The sequence below is a fragment of the Streptomyces colwelliae genome, from assembly GCF_048158785.1.
In the GTDB taxonomy this organism is placed as follows: Bacteria; Actinomycetota; Actinomycetes; order Streptomycetales; family Streptomycetaceae; genus Streptomyces.
In genome coordinates this window covers 1-17,290 of sequence record NZ_JBLTJC010000222.1, presented here as the reverse complement: position 1 = coordinate 17,290, position 17,290 = coordinate 1, and the positions used below count along the sequence as shown (strand labels likewise).

At 71.4% G+C, this 17,290-nt stretch carries 12 protein-coding genes and 1 pseudogene; 5 read left to right on the top strand and 8 right to left on the bottom strand.

The genetic code is table 11. From position 1 onward, the window contains the following. Nucleotides 1–448: 448 nt before the first annotated feature. Both ACNFOC_RS34740 and solA read right to left on the bottom strand, forming a co-directional pair. Nucleotides 449–1,081 (bottom strand): annotated as a pseudogene (locus ACNFOC_RS34740) (M14 family metallopeptidase); the annotation flags it as partial. Nucleotides 1,082–1,086: 5 nt separating this feature from the next. Continuing rightward, nucleotides 1,087–2,253 (bottom strand): N-methyl-L-tryptophan oxidase, encoded by a 1,167-nt coding sequence (gene solA, locus ACNFOC_RS34735; protein WP_416963023.1) that lies wholly within the window; start codon nt 2,251–2,253, stop codon nt 1,087–1,089. Nucleotides 2,254–2,362: 109 nt separating this feature from the next. Here solA and ACNFOC_RS34730 point away from each other — a divergent pair, with 109 nt between their 5' ends. Next, nucleotides 2,363–3,109 carry an IclR family transcriptional regulator gene (locus tag ACNFOC_RS34730; RefSeq protein ID WP_416963024.1) on the top strand — a complete coding sequence of 249 codons (747 nt, stop codon included), beginning with the start codon at nt 2,363–2,365 and terminating at the stop codon, nt 3,107–3,109. 29 nt (nt 3,110–3,138) lie between these two features. On the opposite strand, the gene ACNFOC_RS34725 is transcribed toward ACNFOC_RS34730, so the two are convergent. From ACNFOC_RS34725 to ACNFOC_RS34710, 4 genes are read right to left on the bottom strand one after another with little or no spacing between them, the layout of a single operon-like run. Continuing rightward, nucleotides 3,139–4,128, bottom strand: coding sequence for a D-2-hydroxyacid dehydrogenase (locus tag ACNFOC_RS34725; RefSeq protein WP_416963022.1), 990 nt, complete (start codon nt 4,126–4,128; stop codon nt 3,139–3,141). After that, the gene (locus tag ACNFOC_RS34720) at nt 4,121–5,635 is read right to left on the bottom strand and encodes an NAD-dependent succinate-semialdehyde dehydrogenase (protein ID WP_416963021.1); all 1,515 of its coding nucleotides are present in this window, start codon (nt 5,633–5,635) and stop codon (nt 4,121–4,123) included. Before ACNFOC_RS34720 ends, ACNFOC_RS34725 begins: the two co-directional genes overlap by 8 nt. Continuing rightward, nucleotides 5,635–8,520, bottom strand: coding sequence for an FAD-binding and (Fe-S)-binding domain-containing protein (locus tag ACNFOC_RS34715; protein WP_416963020.1), 2,886 nt, complete (start codon nt 8,518–8,520; stop codon nt 5,635–5,637). Before ACNFOC_RS34715 ends, ACNFOC_RS34720 begins: the two co-directional genes overlap by 1 nt. Beyond that, nucleotides 8,517–9,773 (bottom strand): aspartate aminotransferase family protein, encoded by a 1,257-nt coding sequence (locus ACNFOC_RS34710; protein WP_416963019.1) that lies wholly within the window; start codon nt 9,771–9,773, stop codon nt 8,517–8,519. The genes ACNFOC_RS34715 and ACNFOC_RS34710 overlap by 4 nt, the downstream gene beginning before the upstream one ends. A gap of 384 nt (nt 9,774–10,157) precedes the next feature. On the opposite strand from ACNFOC_RS34710, the gene ACNFOC_RS34705 reads away from it, so the two are divergent. From ACNFOC_RS34705 to ACNFOC_RS34690, 4 genes are all read left to right on the top strand, one after another. Then, the gene (locus tag ACNFOC_RS34705) at nt 10,158–11,531 is read left to right on the top strand and encodes an MFS transporter (RefSeq protein WP_416963018.1); all 1,374 of its coding nucleotides are present in this window, start codon (nt 10,158–10,160) and stop codon (nt 11,529–11,531) included. A 71-nt stretch (nt 11,532–11,602) separates the two neighbouring features. After that, complete coding sequence (locus ACNFOC_RS34700) at nt 11,603–12,268, top strand: HAD-IA family hydrolase (RefSeq protein WP_416963017.1); 666 nt, start codon at nt 11,603–11,605, stop codon at nt 12,266–12,268. A 45-nt stretch (nt 12,269–12,313) separates the two neighbouring features. Next, nucleotides 12,314–13,708, top strand: coding sequence for an NAD(P)/FAD-dependent oxidoreductase (locus ACNFOC_RS34695; protein ID WP_416963016.1), 1,395 nt, complete (start codon nt 12,314–12,316; stop codon nt 13,706–13,708). A gap of 173 nt (nt 13,709–13,881) precedes the next feature. Next, nucleotides 13,882–15,477, top strand: coding sequence for a PucR family transcriptional regulator (locus tag ACNFOC_RS34690; RefSeq protein WP_416963015.1), 1,596 nt, complete (start codon nt 13,882–13,884; stop codon nt 15,475–15,477). Between the two features lie 57 nt (nt 15,478–15,534). Here ACNFOC_RS34690 and ACNFOC_RS34685 read toward each other — a convergent pair whose 3' ends face one another. Together ACNFOC_RS34685 and ACNFOC_RS34680 are read right to left on the bottom strand one after the other, a co-directional pair. After that, the gene (locus tag ACNFOC_RS34685) at nt 15,535–16,305 is read right to left on the bottom strand and encodes a hypothetical protein (protein ID WP_416963014.1); all 771 of its coding nucleotides are present in this window, start codon (nt 16,303–16,305) and stop codon (nt 15,535–15,537) included. 32 nt (nt 16,306–16,337) lie between these two features. After that, nucleotides 16,338–17,216, bottom strand: a complete 879-nt coding sequence (locus ACNFOC_RS34680; protein WP_416963013.1) for a TauD/TfdA dioxygenase family protein — start codon at nt 17,214–17,216, stop codon at nt 16,338–16,340. Nucleotides 17,217–17,290 lie beyond the last annotated feature (74 nt).

The following is a 17,290-nucleotide window of genomic DNA, read 5'->3' as shown; positions in this document are numbered from 1 at the left end:
GCCTTGGAGAGGGTGCGGACGATCTGGCGCCGTTCGATGCGGAGGCGTTTGTTGACGCCCTTATCGGGGACTGACGTTCCTTGGGTTGCGCGGTTCCTTTTCCCGCGCGGGGGACGGCTATGGCGGCCAGTTCGGTGTTGGGGGCTACCGTCAGGGCGTGCATGCCGTAGAAGACTCGGCCGCCGGTCGGGGTGTGGATCTTGTGTTCCTGGCCGTTGGACGGGTCGATGATGTGGCCGATGACCTGGCCCTCGGTCACGTCGTCGCCGGCGGTGAACTGCGGGTACCAGAGGCCGGTTTGCTCGGCGGTGATGCCGGTGGCCCAGATCCATTCGCGTACGGGGGTGGGCGCGGCCGGCGGGTTCTCCCCTTCGAGGACGCCGAGCCCGCGCAGCAGTGCGCACAGGCTCTCGACGAGACGGGTGGCCGTGTCCGCGTCGCGTTCGCCGAGCTGGCCGGTCTCGACGAGGATCGCCGGGACGCCGGCGCGGGCGGCGGCCGCGTGGCTGTTGCCGCCGGTGGCGTCGAGGCCGAGGATGACGTCCTCGATGCCGAGCGAGTGGGCCAAGTCGGCCGTTTTCGTGTCGAGTTGGGTGTCTCCCGTGAGGCGGTGGCCGACGAAGTCGCGCAGGACCTCGTCGATGCCGCCGGCGTGCAGGTCGACGTAGGCGTCGGCGCCGTCCAGCAGGTGGGCGAAGAGCCAGGCGGCCAGCCGTTCGGTGGGGCCGCCTTCGGGGTCGCCGGGGAAGACGCGGTTGATGTTGACGCCGTCGAGCGGGGAGACTCCTAGCCGTCCCTGGTAGACGGCCGGGGGGTTGGCGACGGGGCAGACGATCAACTGGCCGTGGACCAGGGCGGGTTCGAGGAGTGACGCGAGCCGGGTGGCCGCGTCGATGCCGGTGAACTCGCCGCCGTGGACGCCCGCGGTGATCAGGACGCGGGGGCCGGGGTGGGCGCCGTTGACCAGAGTCAGGGGGATGTCGACGGTGAGGGTGCCCAGGTCGGCGGGGACGGTGCCGCGGGTCCTGGTGCCGGGCGCGGCACTCAGTGTGCCCACGGTCAGCGGGTCGTGGTCGGTCATGGCGCTCACGCGTCCGCTCGGTCGAGGGTGGAGATGAAGTCGATGGGCTGCGGTGAGGCGCCTTCCAGCGCCAGGTCCGCGGCGATGTCGCCCATGGCGGGCGAGAGTTTGAAGCCGTGGCCGGAGAACCCCGCGAGGAGCACCACGTCGTCGTGACCCGGCAGCGGGCCGACGAGCGGGCGGCTGCTCTCCGTGTAGCCCTCCATATAGACGGAGAGGCGGATCGGATCGGGGTGCAGGTCCGGCATGTACCGGCTCAGGAGTTCGGTGAAGATGTCCAACTCCCCCGGTTCCACGGCCCGTTCGAGTCGGTTCGGGTCGCCGGCCGGGCGGTGCAGGGCGCGGGAGAGGCCGAGCTTGACGGAGACGCCGTCCGGGGAGGGCAGGCCGTAGCAGTGGGTGGGTGCGGTACGGATGAAGGCCGGGCGCTCCTGGCCGGACCAGCCGTCGGTGGTGGGGACGTACCAGGCGTTGATGAGCCGCCTGATGTCCACCTCCCACGGCAGGTCCGGCAGCAGGTCGTTCACCCAGGGGCCGACGGTGACCACGGCGCTGTCGAAGCGTTCGGTGCCGGTGTCGGTGCGGATCTCCACGCCGTTCGTGACGGGCACGATCTCGCGGACCGGGGTGTAGCGGTGGATGCGGGCGCCGAGTTCCTCCGCGCGGCGGGCGGCGCTCAGGATCGTCAGCTCGGGCCGGATGAAACCCGCGTGGCGGTCCAGTACGGCGGCGTCGCCGGCCTCGATCCGGAACTGCGGGAAGCGCTTGGCGAGCGCCTCGGCGTCGAGGACCTCGTGGTCGAGGCCGTGCTCGGCGATGGACTCCAGGACGGTCGCCATCTGCTGGTGTTCCGTGGGGCCCATCAGCAGGCAGCCTGTCAGGCGGCGCAGTTCGCGGCCCGTCTCGTGCTGGAGCCGCTCCCACAGGGTGTCGGCGTGCTTGAGCAGCGGGACATAGCGGGAGTCCTCGAAGTGGGCGCTGCGGAAGATCCGGGTCTCGCCGCCGGCCGCGCTACGGTCGTGGCCCGGGGCGAAGCGGTCGTACCCGACGACCTCGGCTCCGCGGGCCGCCAGACGCCAGGCGGCCTGGCTGCCCATCGTTCCGACGCCGACGACGGCGACGCGCTTCCTGGCTGCCACGCGGGATCCCTTTCTCCGAAGTCCGTGCCACAATGTGGCACGCTGTGCTAGAATCTGGCACGAGAATGGCAGTGCCGCTGACGGGGGTCAAGAGGTTGTCGTCAGACCATTCGCAGGATTAACAGGGGGAAACCAGATGGAAATGAAGAGCGTCACCAGGTCACTGCGCATCCTGGAGGCGGTGGCCCAGCACCAGCCGGTGACGGTGGGGGAACTGACGAAGCTCTTCGGACTGCCCAAGTCGACGGTGCAGCGCACGCTGGTCACGCTGAACGAGGCGGGGTGGCTGCGGGCCAACCGCAAGGACACCACGCGCTGGGAGATCGGCGCCCGGGTGCTGGCCGTACGGCCGGCGGCGCTCCAGGGGTCGAGTCTGTTCGCAGCCGCGAGGGAACCCATGATCCGGCTGCGGGACGCGGTCAACGAGACCATTCACCTCTCGGTCCCGGACGCGTTGCAGTGCATGGTGGTCGTGGACCGGGTGGACTGCGATCACGCGGTACGGACGTTCCACACCATCGGCGACACCTCACCGCTGCACGCCACCGCCACGGGCCGTGCGATCCTCGCCCATCTGCCGAGGGCCGACGTGGACGAGCTGATCGACCGCGGGCTGGAGAGCTACAGCGAGTCCACTCCGGCCGAACCCGGCCTGCTGCGGGCCGAGTTGGAGCGCGTGCGGACCGACGGCTACGCGGTCAACCGCAACCAGTACCGGCCGGACGTGTGCGCGCTCGCCGCCGCGATCCTCGACGAGAGCGGCACACCGCTCGCCGCCGTGGTCATCTCCATGCCGGACTCGCGGTACGACGCCGAACGGCTCCCCGAATGGGGGCGGTTGGTGGCGGACACGGCCGCGGAGATCGCCGGGCGGCGCATGGGCGGGTGAGGCCGGATGGCGACCGCCGGCCGCCGAACTCAGCGCGACTCCACGGCGGTTGCGTCCCTGACGTAGCCCTTCTCCTTGTCGACCACGTTCCGCAGGGGCCGGCCCTCCGCCCTCCGGGTGAGGTTCTCCAGGAACAGGTCCGCCAACTCGCCGCGCCAGCCGGTGACTTCGCCCGCCGTGTGCGGGGAGACGATCACGCCGGGCAGGTCCCACAGCGGTGAGGCGGCGGGCAGCGGCTCCTGGGCGAAGACGTCCAGGGCGGCTCCGGCCAGCCGCCCGTCCGCGAGGTGCTTGACGAGCGCCTCTTCGTCCACGAGGCCGCCCCTGCCGATGTTGACGAGCCGCGCTCCGGGTTTCATCGCGCCGAGGGCGGAGGCGTCGACCATGCAGCGGGTGGCCGGGGTGAGCGGGGCCGCGAGGATCACGTAGTCCGCCTCGGCCAGCGCTCCCCGCAGGCTCGTGCCCTCGTGCACCGTCCCGAAGTCCGGGTCGTCGGCGCGTGCGGTGCGTCCGGCGCCGCAGACCCGCATGCCGACGGCGCGCAGCATGCGGGCGACGGCACGGCCGATGGGTCCGGTCCCCCACACCAGTGCTGTACGGCCGCCGATGCGTTCGCTGTCCCGGGGGCGCCACTCGCGGCGCCGCTGGTGTTCCCAGCTGCCGGGGAAGTCCTTGGCGAGGGCGAGGATCAGGCCGAGGACGTATTCGGCGATGGCGCGGTCGTAGACGCCCCGTGAGTTGGTGAGCACTACGTCCGGGTGGTCGACCAGTGCGGGGAAGAGCAGCGAGTCCACCCCGGCGGCGGCCACGTGGACCCAGCCGGGGGCCAACGCCGGGTCCTTCGGCCAACTCGCCGCGACCGCCGGGGTGATGGAGTGCCAGCACAGGAGGATGTCCGCGCCGGGCAGGAGGAGCGGGAGTTCCTCCTCGGTGGCGTACACCGTGTCCGCGAGCGCTTCGATGGGTTCGGCGTTCGGTGGCAGGGTGCCCTGGTGCAGGACGACGAGCCGGTCAGCCACGGCCGTCCGCCGCCACGGGAACCACGGGGATGGCGAGGTACTTGTACTCCAGGAACTCGTCGATGCCGACCCGTCCGCCCTCGCGGCCGAGACCGGACTGCTTGACGCCGCCGAAGGGCGCGGCGGGGTTGGAGACCAGGCCGGTGTTGATGCCGACCATGCCGGTCTCCAGCCGCTCCCCCACGCGCAGGGCGCGGTCGAGGTCGCGGGTGAACAGGTAGCCGACCAGGCCCCATTCGGTGTCGTTGGCGGCGCGGACGACCTCGTCCTCGGTGTCGAAGGTGAGGATCGCGGCGACCGGGCCGAAGATCTCCGCGCGCATCAGGTCCGAGTCGGGGCGGACCTCGGTGATCACTGTCGGCGGGTAGAAGTGGCCGGGCCCGTCCGGGACTTCGCCGCCGGTCAGCACCTTGGCGCCGCGTGTCACGGCGTCCTGGACGAGGCCGTCGGCCTTGGCGCGTCCGGCGGCGTCGATCAACGGGCCCACCTGGGAGGCGGGTTCGGTGCCGGGACCGACGGCGAGTGCGGACATCCGCTCGGCGAGCCGCGCGGCGAACGCGTCCGCGACCGCGCGGTGCACGAAGAAGCGGTTGGCTGCGGTGCACGCCTCGCCCATGTTCCGCATCTTCGCGACCATGGCGCCCTCGACGGCCCGGTCGAGGTCGGCGTCCTCGAAGACGATGAAGGGCGCGTTGCCGCCCAGCTCCATGGAGGTGCGGACGACGGTGTCGGCGCACTGGGCAAGGAGCAGCCGTCCGACCTGAGTTGAGCCGGTGAAGGAGAGTTTGCGCACTCCTCCGCCGCGCAGCAGGGGCTCGATCACTCCGGCGGCGTCGGTCGTGGTCACGACGTTGAGGACGCCCTCCGGAAGGCCTGCCTCGGTGAGGATCCCGGCGAGGGCCAGGCTGGAGAGCGGAGTCTGCGGGGCGGGCTTGAGGACCATGGTGCAACCCGCCGCGATCGCGGGACCGATCTTGCGGGTGCCCATGGCAAGGGGGAAGTTCCACGGGGTGATGAGGAGGCAGGGGCCCACCGGCTGCCGCATGACCAGGACGCGGTTGGCTCCGTCGGGGGTCCGGGTGAACCCGCCGTCGATCCGTACGGCCTCCTCGGAGAACCAGCGGAAGAACTCCGCCGCGTAGCCGACCTCGCCGCGTGCCTCCGCGAGGGGCTTGCCCATCTCCAGGGTCATCAACAGGGCGAGTTCTTCCCGCCGTTCGAGGATGATCTCGTAGGCGCGGCGCAGGATCTCGCTGCGCGCGCGGGGTGCGGTCGCCGCCCAGGCCCCCTGTGCCGCCACCGCCGCGTCGAGGGCACGTTGCCCGTCGGCCGGTGAGGCGTCGGCGACCTCGCACAGCCGTCCGCCGGTCGCCGGGTCGTCGACGGCGAAGCGGCCGCCGTCGCTCGCGTCCTGCCAACTCCCGCCGATGAACAGCTGCTTGGGGACGGTCTCGACGACGGACACGGTGTCGACGGCAGACGTGGACGTAGACGTGGTGGTGGTCATCAGCGGGTGCCTCCGGGCGGGTTCGGGTCGAGCAGTTGGGCCAGGTGCCGGGCCTGCGGGCCGTCCGGGCCGGTCAGATGGGCCGCCTGGGTACGGCAACTGAAGCCGTCGGCAAGGACGGTGGCGTTCGTGTCGAGCGCGGCGAGCTTCGGGGCGAGCGAGAGGGCGCCGACAGCCATCGATGTGTCGTAGTGCTCGGCCTCGAAGCCGAAGTTGCCGGCCAGACCGCAGCAGCCGTTCGCCTCGTCGACCTGTCCGACGCCGAGGCGGCGCAGCAGTGTGCTCTGCGTGGTCTCGCCGAAGACGGCGTACTCGTGGCAGTGGGTCTGGAGTGTGACGTGTTCGGGGACGGCCTCGGGTTTCCAGTCGGGGTCGGCGAGTTCGGTCAGCGCGCCGGAGAAGGTGTGGACGCGTGCGGCGACCCGGCGTGCGGTGTACGTGCCGAGGAGGGCGGGTGCGTCGTGGCGGAGTGCGGCCGCGCAGCTCGGTTCGGGAACGACGATGGGCAACTCGCCCGAGCCCTCGGCGTCGAGTCGTTCGACGGTGCGGGTCAACACGCGCCGGGCGATGCCGAGTTGGCCGGTGCTGATCCAGGTGAGCCCGCAGCACAGTCCGTCGCGCACGGTCGCGGGGACCCCGGCGTCGGCCAGAACGCGGGCGGCGGCTCCGGCGACGTCGGGGCGGAAGGCACGGGTGAAGGAGTCGACGAGGAGGACGGCGGCCGGGGTTGGCGGTTGCGGGGGCAGCTGTGCTGGGAGGTCACGGCGTCGGGCGAAGCGCGGCAGGGCACGCTCGGTGGTCACCCCGCCGAGCCGTGCGACCAGCCGGCCCAGCGGTCCGCCGAGCACGGCGTTCACGGGGCGGGCGAACCAGCGGGCCAGCGCCGTCCACCACGGCAGCCAGCCCAGGCTGTAGTGACTCAGCGGGCGCAGCCGGCGACGGTAATGCCGGTGCAGGAACTCCGACTTGTACGTCGCCATGTCGACGCCCACCGGACAGTCGGCGGCGCAGGCCTTGCAGGACAGACACAGGTCGAGGGCGTCCCGTACCTCCGTCGAGCGGCCGCCGTCGGTGATCACGGTGCCGGGGCCGTCGCGCAGCATCTCCTGCAACAGCCGGGCGCGGCCCCGCGTGGAGTCCCGTTCGTCGTGGGTGGCGCGATAGCTGGGGCACATGGCTCCGCCGGTGTCGCTGCGGCAACGCCCCACGCCTATGCACCGGCTCGCCGCTTCGGCGAGGCCGCCCGGGTCGTCGGGGAAGGTGAAACCCCCTTCCCTCACAAGGGAGTTGACCGGCGCACGGGAGCTGATCGGGTACAGCGCGAGGTCGGCGTCGACGGCCGCGGGGTCCACGACGACTCCCGGGTTGAGGATGCCGTCGGGGTCGTACACCCGCTTGTAGGAGGCGAACGCGGCGCGCATGCGCGGGCTGTACATGGTGGCGAGGAGTTCGCTGCGGGCGCGGCCGTCGCCGTGTTCGCCGGACAGGGTGCCGCCGTGCGCGACGACCAGCGTGGCGGCTTCCGTCAGGAAGGTGCGCATGGCGGCGGCGCCCTCGGACGTCGCGGGGTCGAAGTCGATGCGGACGTGGACGCAGCCCGCGCCGAAGTGGCCGTAGAGCACGCCGGTGAAGTCGTGCTTGGCGAGGAGGGTGCGGAAGTCCCGCAGGTAGTCGGCGAGTTGGTGCGGATCGACGGCCGCGTCCTCCCAGCCAGGCCAGGACGTGCCGCCGTCGACGAGCCGGGCGGCGAGTCCGGCGCCGTCCTCGCGTACGCGCCACAGGGAGCGGCGTTCGGCGGGGTCGTCGATGACGCGGCCCGCCACCATCCGTTCCCCGGCGCGGAGTTCGGCGAGGACGTCGGCGGCCCGTGCGTCGGCGTCGGTCTGGTCGGTGCCGTCGAGTTCGACGTAGAGCCAGGCGGCGCCCTCGGGCAGACCGGTGACAGCGTGCGGGCCGCGTCGGTGGCGGAGGGTCGCGACGATGGCCTCGTCCATGCCCTCGACGGCGGTGGGCCGGTGGCGCAGGATCGCCGGGACGTCCATGGCCGCGTCCACGACGTCCCGGTAGCCGAGTGCGAGCAGTGTGGTGGCGGCGGGCACGGGGTGCAGTCGTACGGTCGCGCGGGTGACGATCACGCAGGTGCCCTCGGTGCCGACCAGGGCGCGGGCGGCGTGCCGGCCGTGTTCCGGGAGGAGGTGGTGGAGCTGGTAGCCGGAGACCTGGCGGGGGATGCGGCCGAGTTCGGTGCGCAGGGCGGCGAGGTTGGCGTCGACAAGCCGGGTCAACTCGGCGTCCAGGTCGGTGATTTCGGCCGCGTTCTCGGGCTCGACCGCGCGCAGTCCCCCGGCTCCGGCCACCGCGCGTACGCCCGTGGCCGTGACGATCTCCAGCTCCTCGACGTGCTCGACCGTCCGGCCGTAGCGCACCGAGTGGTTGCCGCACGCGTCGTTCCCGATCATCCCGCCGAGCGTGCAGCGGCTGTGGGACGACGGGTCGGGGCCGAAGAACAGGCCGTGCGGTGCGGCGGCGCGCTGGAGGTCGTCGAGGACGACGCCGGGCTCGACGACGGCGGTGCGGCTGTCGGGGTCGAGCGTGATGACCTTGTTCAGGTGGCGTGAGAAGTCGAGGACCACGCCGGGTCCGATCGCGTTGCCGGCCATGCTGGTGCCCGCGCCGCGCGCGGTGAGCGGGATGCGCAGGTCGCGGCAGGCCCGTACGAGCGCCGACACGTCCTCGGCGGAGCGCGGGAAGGCGACGGCGAGGGGCGGCACGCGGTAGTTGGACGCGTCGTACGCGTACGCGGCGCGCCGCCCCTCCCCCGTGTCGACCTCCAGGCCCGGAACCGTCCGGGCCAGCAGGTCGACCAGGGAGCGGGCGTCGGTCATCCGGCCGTGCCCGCCGCGACGGCGGCCGACCAGGCGCGCAGCCCCTCGTCGATCGAGCCCGCGTCGACGATCAGCGGCGGGATCATGCGGACCACGTTGCCCCACGGGCCACAGGGCAGCAGGAGCAGTCCTTCGTCAACTGCCGCACGCATCACGCGAGTTGCCGCCCCGGGGTCGGGCTCGCCCGCCTCCGTCACGAACTCGCTCGCCAGCATCAGGCCGAGACCGCGGACATCGCCGATCGCGGGGTTCTTCGCGGCGACCTCGTCGAGGCCCGCGCGCAGCCGGGCGCCCATGGTGGCGGCGTTGGCGACCAGGTTCTCCTCCTCGACGACGTCGAGCGTGGCGACGGCCGCCGCGCAGGCGACCGCGTTCCCGCCGTACGTGCCGCCCTGCGAACCGGGGCGAGCCTTCCGCATCAGCTCTTCGGAGGCGGCGATGCCGGACAGCGGGAAGCCGCTGGCCAGGCCCTTGGCCGTGATGACGATGTCGGGGCGGACATCGAAGTGGTCGTGGCCCCAGAAGCGGCCGGTGCGGCCGACGCCGGTCTGGATCTCGTCGAGGACGAGCAGGATGCCGTGCCGGTCCGCGCGTTCCCGAAGTCCTTGCAGAAAGGCGGAGTTGGCGGGGACGTAGCCGCCCTCGCCGAGGACCGGCTCGACGAAGATCGCGGCCGTGTCGTCGGGATCGGAGACGGTCTGGAGAAGCTGGTCGAACTCGCGCAGCGCGAACCGGGTCGCCGTCTCCTCGTCCCAGCCGTAGTAGAACGCGTGCGGGAACGGGGTGACGACGACCCCGCCCATGAGCGGGCCGAACCCGGTCCGCACCTTGGCGCCGGAGGTGGTCATCGACGCGGCGGCGACCGTACGGCCGTGGAAACCGCCCTGGCAGACGACGACGTTGGGGCGGCCGGTGGCCTGGCGGGCGAGCCGCAGCGCGGCCTCGACGGCCTCGCTTCCGGAGTTGGCGAAGAAGAGGCTGCCGAGCCCCTCGGGCAGGACCGCGCCCAGCCGTTCGACCAGGCGCTGCAACGGCCGGTGCATGACCGTCGTGTACTGGCCGTGGATCAGCGTGGCGACCTGCTCCTGCGCGGCGGCGACCACCTTGGGGTGGCAGTGCCCGGTGCTGGTGACGCCGATGCCGGCGGTGAAGTCCAGATAGCGGCGGCCGTCGGTGCCGAAGAGATGCACCCCCTCGCCGCGTTCGACGACGACCGGTGTGGCCTGGCGCAGGTGCTCGGACAGGTGGCTCATACGGCGGTTCTCCCACGACGTGAGGAGGTGCGGGGGACATCTCTCACCCTGTGGGCGGTGCGCCGGGAGGGGCAACGGTCAACGTGTTCGCCCGGCCCGCCCGGTGTGGACGGTCTGTCAACCGGACCGCGTCCGCGGAACACACTGTCCACCCGCCGGTGGCGAAGCGAACACGGTGTTCATTGACGGTGGCCGCGCACTGAACCAAGGTGTTGGCCAACCCCGGACCGCCTCACCGCCTCTCGTCCCACCTCGGTGACCTGTCGGTTCCTCCGGCGTACAGCGGCGTACGCATTCGAATGCTTGACGCAAGCCCTCCTCCGCTCCGGTCCCCCTGCCGGCGCGCGTCCCCCGGCAGCCCCCGCGTCCCCAGGAGCCTCAAGCATGTCCGTGACCTCGTCCTCCACCACCGAAGGGGGCTCGTCGCTCGACGACGCGCCCGTCAGTTCCTTCCATCGCCGGATCATGGCGGTCGCCATGGGCGGCCCGTTCTGCGACGGCTATCTGCTCGGCGTGATGGGCGTCGCCCTCGGCCTCATCACCCCGGCACTCGCCCTCGACACCCTGTGGACCGGCCTGGTCGCCGCGTCCGTCCTGATCGGCGTGTTCATCGGCGGTGCGGTCTTCGGGCCGATCACCGACCGGGTCGGCCGCCATCTCATGTACGTCCTCAACCTGGCCGCGTTCGTGGTCTTCTCGGCGTTGCAGTTCTTCGTCGCGGAGGCCTGGCAGCTGGTGGTGCTGCGGCTGCTCATCGGCGTCGCGATCGGCGCCGACTACCCCATCGCCTCCGCCCTCACCACCGAACTGGTCCCCCGCCGACTGCGCGGCCCGGCCCTGTCCGGCCTGGTGCTGGCCTGGTGGATCGGCTACGGCGTGAGCTACTGGGTGGGCTGGGCGCTGACCGGTCTCGGTGACGACGCCTGGCGCTGGATGCTGGTCTCCGGCGCGGTCCCGGCGCTGGTCTTCCTCGTCTTCCGGGCCGGCATCCCCGAGTCGCCGCGCTGGCTGGCCTCGCGCGGCCGGATGGACGAGGCGCGTGCCGTCGTACGCAAACACCTGGGCGCCGACATCGACGCCGGCGAACTCCTCACCGAACCGCGTCGCGAACAACGCGGGGGCTCGGGTCTCGGCAACCTCGTCGAGATCTTCAAACGCGGCTACACGGTCCCCGTCGTCTTCTGTTCCGTCTTCTGGATCTGTCAGGTCGCACCCGCCTTCGCGGTCCGCTCCTTCCAGCCGCAGATGCTGTCGGCTTTCGGCGTGGAGAGCACGTACGGCGCGAGCGCGCTGATCACCACGCTCGCGGTGGCCGGCATCGCCCTCGGCCTGGTGGTCGTCAACCGGATCGGCCGCCGCCCGCTGCTGATCAGCACCTTCGCCTGCATCACCGTCTCGCTGCTCGCGCTGGCGGTGCTGCCGCTGCACTGGGCGTTCCTGGTGGTGACCCTGTTCGCCGCGTTCCAGTTCTTCGAAGCGGCGGGCAGCGGGCTTCAGTTCGTCTACCCGAGCGAGCTGTTCCCAACTGATTTGCGGGCCACGGGAGTCGGCATCGCGACCGCGATGAGCCGGGTCGGGTCGGCCACGTCCACCTTCCTCCTCCCCATCGCCGCCGACGACCTGGGCGTGCGCGGCACGCTGGGCATCGCGGTGGTGATCACGCTGGCGGGACTCGTCGTGTCGTACTTCCTCGCCCCCGAGACCAAGGACCTGGCCCTGAAGGACGTGGGTCTGGCCAAGGCCGCCAGCCGTCCCTGAAATCACCGAAGTTGCCGTCCCTGAAGTCACCGAATTTTCTGAACACCCTCCCCTCATCCAGGAGTTCACCCATGCGCAAGGTCGTCAGCTTCGACTGCTACCGCACCCTCATCAACTTCGACACCCGCGCCGCCACGCACGAGATCGTCAAGGACCGGCTCGCCCAACTCGGCGTCGACGCCGACCAGTTCCACCACGACGCGTACGTGATGCGTTTCCAGGGCGTCGTCGACGCGTACCGCCCCTACCGCGAGATCGTCCGCGGCACGCTGCGCAACGTCATGCTGCTGCACGGTCTGGAGTACCGGGACGAGGACGGCGAAGCCCTGATCGAGGCCATCACGAAGTTCAAGCCGTTCCGTGAAGTCCCGGACGCGCTGCGCCGGTTGAAGAGCGAGTACGACATCGCCATCCTCTCCAACAGCGAGGACGACCTCATCTCGTACGCCGTGGACGAACTGGGCGTCGAGTGGGACTACGTCCTGACCGCCGAGCAGGCGGGAGCGTACAAGCCGTTGCCGCAGGCCTTCGAGTACCTGATGAAGGCCACCGGGCGCGGCCCGGAGGACATCATCCACACGGCACAGGGCTGGGAGTACGACATCATGCCGACCAAGCGGTACCCGGGCATGCGGCGGATCTGGGTGAACCGGTACGGCTTCTCCGGCTCGGCCGCGTTCCAGCCGTACGAGGAGATCAAGGACCTGTCCGAGCTGCCCGGCCTGCTCGGCGTCTGACCCTCCCGGCACCCGCACGCCCGCCGCTTCGAAAGGAACACCCCCGTGAGCGCGACCACGCTCGGCCGGCCCGGCCCGGTCAACGGCCGGATCTCCCACTGGTTCACCGAACTCCCCACTCCACGACCGGCGTTGCCCGGCGACCGCGATGCCGATGTGTGCATCGTGGGCGCGGGTCTCACCGGATTGTGGACCGCGTACTACTTGAAGTCGGCCGACCCGACGTTGCGGATCACCGTCCTGGAGGCCGAGTTCGCCGGGTTCGGCGCGTCCGGGCGCAACGGCGGCTGGGCGTCGGGGCTGGTGCCCGGGGCGCGTGACCGGCTCGCCAAGAAGTACGGGCGGGACGCGGTGCTCGACTATCAGCGCGCGATGAACGAGGCCGTCGACGAGATCATCGCCGTCGCGGAACGGGAGGGCATCGACGCCGACGTCGTCAAGGGCGGCACCCTGCGCGTGGCCCGGACCCCGGCGCAGGCGACCCGGCTGCGGCACAAGACGGAGGGCGACCACGAGTGGGGTGTCACGGACTCGGTGATGCTGACGCCGGAGGAGGCGTCGGAGCGCATTCGGATCGAGGGGATGACGGCGGCCGCCTGGACGCCGCACTGTGCCCGGTTGCAGCCGGCGGCCCTGGTGCGCGGGCTCGCCGAGACGGTCGTACGGCTCGGTGTGACTCTGTACGAGAAGTCCCCTGTCACCGTCATCGAGCCGGGGCGGGCGGTCACCGCGCACGGTGCGGTGAGCGCGCCTGTCGTCCTGCGGGCCACGGAGGGGTTCACCGCGTCGCTCAAGGGGCTGCGGCGGGCCTGGCTGCCGATGAACAGTTCAATGATCGTCACCGAGCCGTTGGCGCCGGACGTGTGGGAGGAGATCGGCTGGGCCGGGCGGGAGACCCTGGGTGACACCGCGCACGGGCATCTGTACGCCCAGCGCACGCCGGACGACCGGATCGCGATCGGGGGGCGGGGGGTGCCGTACCGGTTCGGGTCGCGGACCGACTCCGACGGGCGGGTGGCCGACCGCACGATCGGCGAGCTGACCGAGACCCTGTACAAGGTGCTGCCGCAGACCGCAGGCGCGCGGGTCGACCATGCGTGGTGCGGGGTCCTTGCGGTGCCTCGTGACTGGTCGGCGACGGTGGGGCTCGACCGGGTGTCCGGGCTCGGCTGGGCCGGGGGGTATGTGGGGCACGGGGTGACTTCTACGAATCTGGCCGGCCGTACCTTGACCGACCTGGTGTTGGGGCGTGAGTCCCGGTTGACTCGATTGCCGTGGACCGGGCATCGGCCTGGTGCGTGGGAGCCGGAGCCGTTGCGGTGGATCGGGGTGCGGGGACTTTACGTGGCTTATCGGCTGGCGGATCGTCATGAGGCGGGTGGGCGTTCGCGGACGTCTCCGATCGCTACGGTTGCGGATCTAATCGCACGCCGACCTTAGCCCCGCAGGGGCGCGGGGAACTGCGCGACCAGCCACAACGAACCCGCACCCGCCAACGCAACAGGTAACCTACGGCGAACAGGCGCACCCTCTGAGGAGCTTGCACAGTCCTCGCCCCACCCCCCAGAGTGTTCCGGAACCACACCGCTACACCTCCGGAGGAACCCCCGCCCATGCCGTTTCTCACGGTCGCTGACGTGCTGCGACTTCCCGTCATCGCGGCCGGGCTGCCCCGGGTCGCCGCCGGAGAGGGGCAGTTGGGGCGAACGGTCCGGTGGGTCCATGTCACCGAGCTTCTCGATCCCGCCTCGTTCCTGGAGGGTGGGGAGCTGGTCCTCACCACGGGCATGCCGCATCCGTCGGATCCGACACAACTGCGCGGCTACGTCGACCAGTTGGCGGACGTCGGGGTGGCGGGGCTGGTCGTGGAGCTGGGGCGCCGGTATCAGCAGGCACCCCCGGATCTCGTCACGGCGTGCAGTGAGCGGGATCTGCCGCTGATCGTGCTGGCGCGCGGGGTGCGGTTCATCGAGGTGACCCAGACCGTGCACGCGCTGATCCTGGACGCGCAGGGCGAGTTGCTGCGCCGCGCCCAGCATGTGCACGAACTGTTCACGTCGCTCACTCTGCGTGGCGCCGAGCCCGAGGAGTTCGTGCAGACCGCCTCGGACCTCTCGGGGTGTCCGGTCGTGTTGGAGAACCTGATCCACCACGCGGTGAGCTGGGCCGTGGCCGGGCGCGCGGACGGACAGGTCCTGGATGCCTGGCCGCGTCGTTCGCGCGCCGCCGGGACGCCGGACCGGGCGGCGGCCAGCGGGCCCGAGGGGTGGCTCGTCGCGCCGGTCGAGGAGCGGAGCAGCCGGTGGGGGCGACTGGTCATGCTGCCCCTCACGGGCGGACCGCCGTTCGGTCCCGAACACACGATGATCCTCGAACAGGCCGCCACCGCCCTCACGTTGGCCCGGCTCACTGGTGCCCCGGAGTGGGATCGGCGGGCGCACAGTTCCGTTCTGCTCGATCTGTTGCACTGGCGGTATCGCAGTCGGACCGAGGCGCGGTTGCGGGCAGAGGCACTGGGGCTGCCCACGACCGGGCATCGGCTCCTCCCAGTCGTCGTCGACCACGCAGGGGCGCGGATCGGCGACACCACGGTGAGCGCCCACCTCGCCGAAGGACTCGTCACGTCCGGCGTCAAGGCCCTGGTGGGAGACCTGTCCGGGCGTCGTACCGGACTGCTCATGGCGCTGGCCCGGGCGAGTGCGTGGCAGCCCGTCGTGGAACGCATCGCCCTCGATCTGCGGGCCACGTTCGGGGACGACGCCGTCGTCGCGGTCGGCCCGGGTGTCACCGAACTCAGCCAGGTCACGCGGTCGTTCCGCGAGGCCGAGGAGGTCGCCGACGCCATCGGTCCCACCTCCCGCAGCCGCCCCTTCCACGTCGCCTCCGACGTGGGCCTGCCGGAACTGCTCTACTCCCTGCGCGACGACGTCCGGGTCCAGAAGTATGTGGAACATCGGCTCGGGCGTCTGGTCCAGCACGACGCCCGGCACGGCAGCGACCTGCTCAGCACCCTGCGCGAATACCTCGACGCCGCCGGCAACAAGTCGATCGCGGCCAAGCGCGTAGGGCTCTCCCGACAGGCCTTCTACCAGCGTCTGCACACCATCGAACGCCTCCTCGGCGCCGACCTGGAGGCCGGCGCCGAACGCACCCAACTGCACGTGGCCGTCACCGCGTTGGAGGTTCTGCACGGGAAGCCGACGGACTGATCCGTCGCCGGTTCCCTCTCCGGCGGGGAGGGTGATGACAGTGGGACGTCGTGCGCGTCAGGCGAGGGACCTCGCGGGCTTCCGGTCGGCACCGTGTGCCCTCAGGGCCGCGAGGAGTCCCTCGGCCAGGCGCGTGGCGGGGACCGGGTCGCCCGGTTCCGTCAGTTCCGTCAGTTCCGTCGTGGCCCGTACGGCGGCCCGGAGTTGGGCGTCCGGACACGTGTCGGCGTACGCCTCGCACCCGTCGGTCGCGTACGCCTCTGCCAGTGCCCGGCCGACCGCCTCCGCGTGGGCCTCGGCGCAGGCCCGCGCGTTCGCGTCGCTGCTCAGCCGTGCATACTCGTGGCCGTATCCGTCGGCCTCGGTCGCGGAGAAACCGTTGGCCAGCGCGTAGTCGCGAGCGCCCGTGTGGGCCTCGGTGTACGCGCTCGTCCGGTCGTACGCGGCGTCGTAGAGGTGCAGGAGCACCGGGGTGAGCGCCGTCCTCCAGGTGTCCTGGTCCGCTGTCCTCCCCTGTGCGGCTTCATGGTGCAGGTCGGTCAGAGTCGCGAACACCGTGGAGTCCCCGTCGTGCGCCGTCTCGGAGAGGAGCGGCAGGATCGTGTCGGCGTGCCAGGTGTGGACGGTGCGAAGGGTGCTCGTGTCCGGGCCTTCGCCCAGCACGCCGTGCAGCCGGGTCGCCCATACCTCCCGCGTGTCCTTCGGCAACTGCTCGTGGAGGGTGGTGGCGACGGCCCACAGCCACGCCGGCCGCGCCTCCGGGGGAGGTTCGGGCGTGGGATTCCGTAGCGCGGCGAGGAACGTCTCGGGGGCGGCGGTCGTGGACATGGGGCGCCTTCGCTTCCGTCGGGGGAACCGGGTCAGGCCTGTAGGCGGCTGCCGTTGACGGCGACCCGGCGGCCCTCGCGGGTGTGCGGGAAGTAGTCCCAGACGGCGTGGTGCTGGACGCTGCGGTTGTCCCAGAGGACGAGGGTGCGCTCCTGCCAGCGGACCCGGCAGTGCAGCAGCGGGGTGCGGGCTATGTGCGCGTACAGCATCTCGAGCAACGCGTCGCTCTCGGTGCGGGACAGCTGGGGGATGTGCGAGGTGTAGGGGGCGTTGACGAAGAGGAGCCTGCGGTCGGTCTCCGGGTGCCGGGCGACGACCGGTTGTTCGGTGCGCGGCACCTCGTACTCGGGCGGCGGGGTCTGTCCGGCGGCGGTCCAGGGCAGGGATCCGTCGTGTACGGCGGTGAGGCTTTCGAGGAAGGTCCGCATCGCCGGTGAGAGCAGTTCGTAGGCGAGGTGCATGTTGGCGAAGACGGTGTCGCCGCCGCTGCCGCCCTCGGGGATCGTGGTGATGTACAGCAGCGAGCCGAGGGAGGGTTCGGCGTCGGCGGTGCCGTCGGCGTGCCAGCCGTTGCCGGCCACGGCCTTGGACTCCTTGGTCGCCTTGATCTCCAGGATGTACGGGTCGGATCCCTCGGGCGCGAGGGCCACCGGGTGCAGCTCCCCGAAGACGCCCGCGAACCGCTTGTGTTCCTCGGGGGTGATGTCCTGGTCGCGGAAGACGAGGACGTGGTGGGTCTGGAACGCGTGCTTGAGTTCCTTCTCCTGCTGGGGCGTCAGCTCCCGGGACAGGTCGAGGCCGGTGACCTCCGCGCCCAGCAGCGGGGTGATCGGGGCGACGGACAGGGTGTCGTAGGGCTCGGCGGGACGGGTGGTGAGCCGCTCGACGGCCTCGAGTGCGTAGTCCTCCATGAGGGACCTCCGTGAATCGGTAGGGGTGAGGGCGGGGCGCAGGGGACAGGGGACAGGGGGCGCAAAGGCCTCGG

Bases quoted from the DNA above. Each gene is read 5' to 3' on its own strand.
- ACNFOC_RS34730 (WP_416963024.1), top strand. From the start codon at position 2,363: ATGAAGAGCGTCACCAGGTCACTGCGCATCCTGGAGGCGGTGGCCCAG.
- ACNFOC_RS34720 (WP_416963021.1), bottom strand. From the start codon at position 5,635: ATGACCACCACCACGTCTACGTCCACGTCTGCCGTCGACACCGTGTCC.
- ACNFOC_RS34715 (WP_416963020.1), bottom strand. From the start codon at position 8,520: ATGACCGACGCCCGCTCCCTGGTCGACCTGCTGGCCCGGACGGTTCCG.
- ACNFOC_RS34710 (WP_416963019.1), bottom strand. From the start codon at position 9,773: ATGAGCCACCTGTCCGAGCACCTGCGCCAGGCCACACCGGTCGTCGTC.
- ACNFOC_RS34705 (WP_416963018.1), top strand. From the start codon at position 10,158: ATGTCCGTGACCTCGTCCTCCACCACCGAAGGGGGCTCGTCGCTCGAC.
- ACNFOC_RS34700 (WP_416963017.1), top strand. From the start codon at position 11,603: ATGCGCAAGGTCGTCAGCTTCGACTGCTACCGCACCCTCATCAACTTC.
- ACNFOC_RS34690 (WP_416963015.1), top strand. From the start codon at position 13,882: ATGCCGTTTCTCACGGTCGCTGACGTGCTGCGACTTCCCGTCATCGCG.
- ACNFOC_RS34685 (WP_416963014.1), bottom strand. From the start codon at position 16,305: ATGTCCACGACCGCCGCCCCCGAGACGTTCCTCGCCGCGCTACGGAAT.
- ACNFOC_RS34680 (WP_416963013.1), bottom strand. From the start codon at position 17,216: ATGGAGGACTACGCACTCGAGGCCGTCGAGCGGCTCACCACCCGTCCC.